General features: G+C 65.3%; 6 protein-coding genes and 1 pseudogene. 4 read left to right on the forward strand and 3 right to left on the reverse strand.

The features are described 5' to 3' along the window. Window positions 1-5: 5 nt before the first annotated feature. A complete protein-coding gene (locus AVAK2825_RS23430) occupies window positions 6-437 on the reverse strand; it encodes an ABA4-like family protein (protein WP_284402837.1) in 432 nt (143 codons plus the stop codon). 120 nt (window positions 438-557) lie between these two features. Between AVAK2825_RS23430 and AVAK2825_RS23435 the strand changes: the two genes are divergently transcribed. Beyond that, window positions 558-1,241 (forward strand): TetR/AcrR family transcriptional regulator, encoded by a 684-nt coding sequence (locus AVAK2825_RS23435; RefSeq protein WP_284402839.1) that lies wholly within the window; start codon window positions 558-560, stop codon window positions 1,239-1,241. A gap of 45 nt (window positions 1,242-1,286) precedes the next feature. Here the strand turns inward: AVAK2825_RS23435 and AVAK2825_RS23440 are convergent, their stop codons facing one another. Beyond that, window positions 1,287-2,408 (reverse strand): sensor histidine kinase, encoded by a 1,122-nt coding sequence (locus AVAK2825_RS23440; protein WP_284402842.1) that lies wholly within the window; start codon window positions 2,406-2,408, stop codon window positions 1,287-1,289. Window positions 2,409-2,916: 508 nt separating this feature from the next. Between AVAK2825_RS23440 and AVAK2825_RS23445 the strand changes: the two genes are divergently transcribed. From AVAK2825_RS23445 to AVAK2825_RS23455, 3 genes are all read left to right on the forward strand, one after another. Next, the gene (locus AVAK2825_RS23445; protein ID WP_284402844.1) at window positions 2,917-3,780 is read left to right on the forward strand and encodes a DUF2167 domain-containing protein; all 864 of its coding nucleotides are present in this window, start codon (window positions 2,917-2,919) and stop codon (window positions 3,778-3,780) included. Between the two features lie 47 nt (window positions 3,781-3,827). Continuing rightward, a complete protein-coding gene (locus tag AVAK2825_RS23450; protein ID WP_284402845.1) occupies window positions 3,828-4,595 on the forward strand; it encodes a hypothetical protein in 768 nt (255 codons plus the stop codon). 150 nt (window positions 4,596-4,745) lie between these two features. Further along, complete coding sequence (locus AVAK2825_RS23455; RefSeq protein ID WP_284402846.1) at window positions 4,746-5,240, forward strand: 2OG-Fe(II) oxygenase; 495 nt, start codon at window positions 4,746-4,748, stop codon at window positions 5,238-5,240. A gap of 46 nt (window positions 5,241-5,286) precedes the next feature. Here the strand turns inward: AVAK2825_RS23455 and AVAK2825_RS23460 are convergent. Beyond that, a pseudogene (locus tag AVAK2825_RS23460) lies at window positions 5,287-5,982 on the reverse strand (NAD-dependent epimerase/dehydratase family protein); the annotation flags it as partial. Between the last annotated feature and the right edge of the window lie 124 nt (window positions 5,983-6,106).

Raw genomic sequence — 6,106 nt, forward strand, 5'->3', positions numbered from 1 at the left:
ACACGTCAGCTTGCCTCGGTCTGGCGCCGTGGCGCGGTGCTGCGCACGATCAGGTACAGGAGAAAGCCGGCCGGGCCGAACAGAAAGGTGGCCGCCAGGCAGGGCAGGACGAGCCAGAACCTGACCGATCGCCGGCGCGCATCCCGCACTTCCCACGCACCGATGGCCAGATCGAAGGCAAAGTAATGCAACCAACCCGCCAGCAGCACCGGCCTTGAAGTGAACAGGCGCGCCACGTCATCGAGCGAAGAAAAGCCGCCCTGCGCTGCGGCGAGATGCGCCAGCATGAGCGCTGTATAGAGCATGGCAAGCAGCGAAGGAATCACCCAGGCCGCCAGGCGGTTGGACCATCGGGGCATGACCGGGCTGACCACCAGGACCATCCAGCCCAGCAGAGCCAGCCCGGAGGAGATTGAAAAAATGGAGTCCAGTGTCATGGCAAGCTTCGGATGGATTCGGTTAAAGGCATTGAATCTAGGCACTGTAAACATTAATTTTTACAACGTCTAGATAAACTCGGGTTTTTTCATGCCTGACGTTTTTTGGACAAGCAAGACATGCCCACCAGCAAGACACCCGCAGTTGTCACGGCGAAGCGACGCACCCGGCCCGCCCCGGCCCCACTGCCAGCGCCGCGCGGCTATCACCACGGCGATCTGCGTGCCGCATTGCTCGATGCGGCCGCGGCTGAACTCGACGACAAGGGCATCGCGGGCTTTTCGCTGCGCGGCACGGCACGGCGCGCGGGAGTCAGCCACGCGGCGCCCGCGCACCACTTCCCGAACACCGAAGCCCTGCTGTCCGCACTGGCGCATCGGGGCTTTGACCAGTTGTCGGAGGCGATGGAGCGCGAAATGGCGCAAGGCAAACCTGGTCCCCAAGCGCGATTGGCATCCTCTGGAAGGGCCTACGTCATGTTTGCGAGGGCCCATCCACAGCTTTTCAGGCTGATGTTCTTCGGCCAGCGCCTTCCCCAGGAGCCGACGGAATGCGCACCCCAAGGCCCTGCCAACCCGCTGGCGCTGCTGCGGTCGTGCATCGAGGCTGCCCTGGGGCCCGCCGCCTCGCGTGTCGAGGCGGCCACGGCGGTGGCTTCCAGTTGGGGCCTTGTCCACGGCCTTTCCTACCTGTTGATCGAAGGAACTGCAGGCTTCCTGCAGGCCTTTGCCGAAGAGGAGCGGCAGGCAATCATCGACCGCGCCATCGACCAACTGGCGTTGGCCATTGGGCCCACCTCATAGCACCAAAGCGCACGCTACTGCGACCGGGTAGCGCGCGCAGGGGCCTCAGGCCGCCTTCGAAGATTTGGGCAACACCATCTTGAACCGGATGACGCCGTCCGCCGTCGAGGCGGTCACCTCGCCCTGGTGCGCCTTGGCAATCTCCCGCACGATGAACAAGCCCAGGCCCAGGTTCCCCGACGAAGCCCCTGAAGGGCTGGCGTTGCGTCGCAAGGGGTCGAACAAGGTATCGAGCACTTCCGGGGCAATTGGATCGGACAGGTTCTCCGTGGTGATCTCCACCGCTGCCGCTTGCCCTACGACGATCACGGCGACTTCGCTGCCCTCCGGACTGTGCTGGGCTGCGTTCGATACCAAGTTGGAGACCGCCTGCCGCACACGCGACGGGTCAAAGTCGCCCCGGGCATCGCCCGTGATCTGCCAGCGGATCCGGCGCTTGGGAAAAGCCTGCTGCAGCATCTCTAATTCTTCCTGGCAGGCCGCGCCCAAGTCGACCGCCTGGCGATGCAGCGGCGTGCCCACGCCCAGCGTGGCCTTGTTGTATTCCAGCAGTGAGTCGAGCAGCACATTCAGGTGGCGGCCATTGCGCAGCAATGCGCCGACCAGGTACGTCGCCTGCTCAGGGTTCTGGCTCCCGACCCGCTCCAGCAATTGCGCGGTCAGCAGCATGGCGTTCAGGGGGCCACGCAGGTCGTGGCCCAGCACGCCGAGAAAGATATGCCGCCACTTGGCAACCTCGGCCGCATGGAACGCCACCGACTCCGCGACCGCCTGGTCGATGGCTTCGTTGAAGCGCACCGTGTCGTCCATCGCGAAGGCGGTCGGCTGGCAGGATTCCATCCACAGGCGCAGCACGCAGGAGCGAATCACGCGGTACTCCGCCACCAGCTGCTCTATGTCCAGTCCGATGCGGGCCCGCAGCGTGCCATGGGACTGCGCGGCGGACTCCTCAGCAGGAGGCGCGGCATGCCCCAGGGATTTGTCGATGGACTGCTCCCGGCTTTGCGGCTGCTCCAGGTCCAGTGCGATGGCGTCCAGCACCAGCGGAAGGTGATTGCGCAAGACGCTTGCAGCCGAGCCCTGCAGCGCGGGGATGCGGGTCGCGTAGGCAAATGACTCGGCGAGAATTTCTTCCCGAGCGTGGCGAATGAACTGCGCAAGGCGCATGGCAATACTCCTATCGGCCTTAACGATAAGTAACGTGGTGGTTACCGAGACAAGATGAAGCCCGAGCGTGGGGTGGTGTCGATGGGCACCGTGACTGCGCAGGCCTATTCTGCGAACCGCCGATGATTTGAAATCCCGTTCGGTCCGCGCAGGCCAGCTTACGATGGCCGGCGGGGGCTGCCGCAGGCGCCCGGCGGCCATTTCGATGTAGTCATTCTTGACCTCGTGCCGAACGAAATGCCCCCTCTGCCGCTGGCCTGCTCGAGTGGCGTTGCAGCAGTGGCGCAGCGCAGCACGAGGGCGTTCCGGATTTCGACAACGCCCTGACGCAGCCCTTCGATGCCGACCGGATCATGGCCATCTTCCTGCCCTGTCCGGGGCGGTTGGGTGGTGTGGCGCACCGGGTACATTTGCCGTGGCGCCGGGCGGGAGAGGTGTCTGCTCCAGCCACGGGCTGGGCGGAAGGCCTGTGCGCACACTCAAAAACCAATTCATAACAGGGTAAGAAATGATCAAGTCGTTGGCTACGGCCATCTTGGGCATCAGCATGTCCATGGCCCTTTGGGCCCAGGCGCCGGAATCGCAGCAGCGCCAGGAAAAACTCGCGGAGCAAGTCAAGGCACTGCACTGGATCGACCAGGGCCAGGGCGAAATCGGCAGCAACGCCACGGTCAAGATCCCGAAGGGATACGCCTTTTTGGACGACAAGGACACGGCCAAACTGCTGCAGCTGTATGGCAACCCGCCCACGCCGAACCATTACCTGATCGCCCCGCGTTCGCTGGACTGGTTCGCGGTGTTCTCGTTCGACGACACCGGCTACGTCAAGGACGACGAGAAGATCAATGCCCCCGAACTGCTGTCGTCCATCAAGGCCGCGGATGCGGAGGGCAACCAGCAGCGCAAGAAGCTGGGCATGGAGGCCCTGTACACCGAGGGCTGGCAGGTCGAGCCGCATTACGACGCGCAGAGCAAGCGCCTGGAATGGGGCCTGCGCCTGCGCGATGAAAGCGGCCACCAGGCGATCAACTACACCTCGCGCATCCTGGGCCGCACTGGCGTGATGAGCGCCATCCTCGTGTCCGATCCCGAAAACCTCGCGAAGGACACCGAGCAGTTCAAGCAGGTGCTCACCGGATTCAACTACAACAGCGGCCAGACCTACGCCGAATTCAAGAACGGCGACAAGCTCGCCAAGATCGGCCTGGGTGCGCTGGTGCTGGGCGGCGCAGCGGCTGTGGCGTCCAAGAAGGGCCTGTGGACGGTCATCGGCGGTTTCATCGCCGCGTTCTGGAAGTTCCTGCTCGTCGGCGTGGCCGCTGTCTTCGGTGCCATCGGCAAATTGTTCGGCCGCGGCAAGAAGGAAGCCTGAGCACCGCGCCCGCTACGGCCCCCCTCGCCGCCAACCTCTGACACCCCGTGTTCACGCTACTGGGCCCCGAAGCGCAGGTGATGCTCGCCATCTGCGCCTTCTACGCCTATGACGCCTGCGTGCCGCTGGCCGCAGATGCCGGCTTGCTGCGCCGGGGCCGGAGGGGTTGGCACGGGCTGCTGGCAACGCAGGGTTTCGAGGTCCGCTGGGCCTACCTGGCCTGGCCTGCCTTGCTGCTGCCGCACCAGCCCGTCTACACCCTGCGGTGGGACGCGGAGCGTGTCCACCTGCCGGGCGATGCGCGGGCGATCGAGGGCCTGCGCCAGCACGCCAAGGGTTTCGCTGGCTTCGCGTGGCCGCTGTATGGCCTCGGGGCCACCTTGTTCGCGCTGCTGCCTGCGGCGCTGTTCCTCTGGCCGAGCGAGGCCGCGCAACTGGGCTGCCTCGCGCTGATCTACGGGTTTGCGTTCTGGATCGCGCTGCTGGCCCTGCGGCAGGGGCGGCGCGGCCATACGCCACGGCACACCGCGCGCTCGGTGGCGGTGCAGGCCATCCTGTGCCCGCCGTTTGCGCTCAACGCCGTGCGCAAGCTGTCGGCAGCCTATTCGCCCCCTTGCGATTGGCTTCAGGCGGCCCATGCTGTGCTGGAGCCGGGTGCGTGGCGCGATCTCGCGGAGCGCGCGCAGGCCGTCGTCGAAGCGGGCATGGACCAGGCGCAGGCCGAGGACAACCCCCAGACGCTGCAGCGGCTCAGCGCAGCCCTTGACGAGCTGCAAGCCAGCATCGCCGCCAGTGCGGATGGGCACGTGCAGTAGCCCAAAGCCGGCATCTCCACGCACTGTGAGACCATCGAAGCACGCAGCCTGCGCGCTGGTCTTCGGCTGCGCTTCAGACGTTTTTTTGGCGGAGATCGAACCATGCATCGGGTGACACTGAGTCCTCGCGTTTTCACCATCCCCCAGTTTTTGACGCCCGCCGAATGCGGTCAACTCATCCAGCTGGCTGAGGACACGGGTTTCATCGCGGCGGAGGTGCGCACCCACGGTGGGCCCCGACCCCTGCCCCAGGTGCGCAACAACCAGCGCACGATGGTGGCAAGCCCGGACTGGGTGGCGCTGCTGTGGCACAGGCTGTCGCAGTTGGAACTGCCGGAGATCGAGGGTGCCCATGCGGCGGGCCTGCCCAAGGACCTGCGCTTCTACAAATACGCGCCCGGCCAGCGGTTCAAGATGCACAAGGACGGCCCATGGCATGAAGGCGGCCTGAGCAGCGCGCTCACGTTCCTGGTGTACCTGAACGAAGGCTTCGAGGGAGGCACCACCGACTTCAAGACCTTCCAGGTACAACCCAGGCAAGGTACGGCCATCTTGTTCATCCACGACACCTGGCACGAAGGCGGCACGCTGGTGGACGGCACCAAGTACGTGCTGCGTTCGGATGTGCTGTACGCCAAGGGCTAGGCCATCTTCTGAACCGCTTGGATGCCCTGCATGAAAGAGGCAGGCTTCAACCCCCGCGCCCTGCCGCAGCCGCCAGCGTTTGCCGGATGCCTTGCGCATAAGGCGTCTTGTGGATCGGTCCCAGCAGTTACTGCAGAGCCGAGTCGTCCATGAGCACCGGGTCGGTGAGCAGGTAGTGCATCTCCACCATCTCGCGCATGAACGGGTTGAACAGGCCGATCAGGCGCAGCATGGTCTTGCCGACCACCCTGCGCTTGAGCGCCCTGCCGGTCTGGCGCTCCATTTCGGACACCAGTTCACGCTGCGTCGTCACGCCGGCTCCGCCCAGGTTCCAGATCTTGCCGAATGCCGCGGGCGTGTTCGCCAACTGGACGACCACCGGGCCCACATCCGGCACGTAGACGAACTCGTGCGGGCGGTCGATGGGCCCCACCATGTCGGCGGTGCCGCCCTGCACGGCGGCCTGCGCAGCCCCATGCAGCAGGCTGGCCTGCACGCCGGGGCCATAGAAATCCGGCAGGCGCAGCACCGTCGCGCGGATATGGCCTTCGGCATGGGCTTGCATCACCAGGCCTTCCTGTGCCTTGCGCATGCGGCCCTTGAACGTTTGCGGCGCCCGGGGGTGGTCTTCGCGCACCGGCTGCGTCCGCGGGCGGCCATACGGATACACCGTGCCGATGAGAACGATGTTCCGGACACCGGCCGCGATGGCGCCCGCCAGCGTCTTGCGCATCACTTCCGGGAGCCTCTCACAACCCCATGTTTGACGAATCCGAATAGGGAGGAGTGGGCGCCAGTAGCCGTTTGAGCGTGATGAGGCCCAGCAGCGGTCTGCGCCTGGGTGCATGAGGGGCCTTGCAGGCCCG

This window comes from Acidovorax sp. SUPP2825 (assembly GCF_030158995.1).
Taxonomy (GTDB): Bacteria; Pseudomonadota; Gammaproteobacteria; order Burkholderiales; family Burkholderiaceae_C; genus Paracidovorax.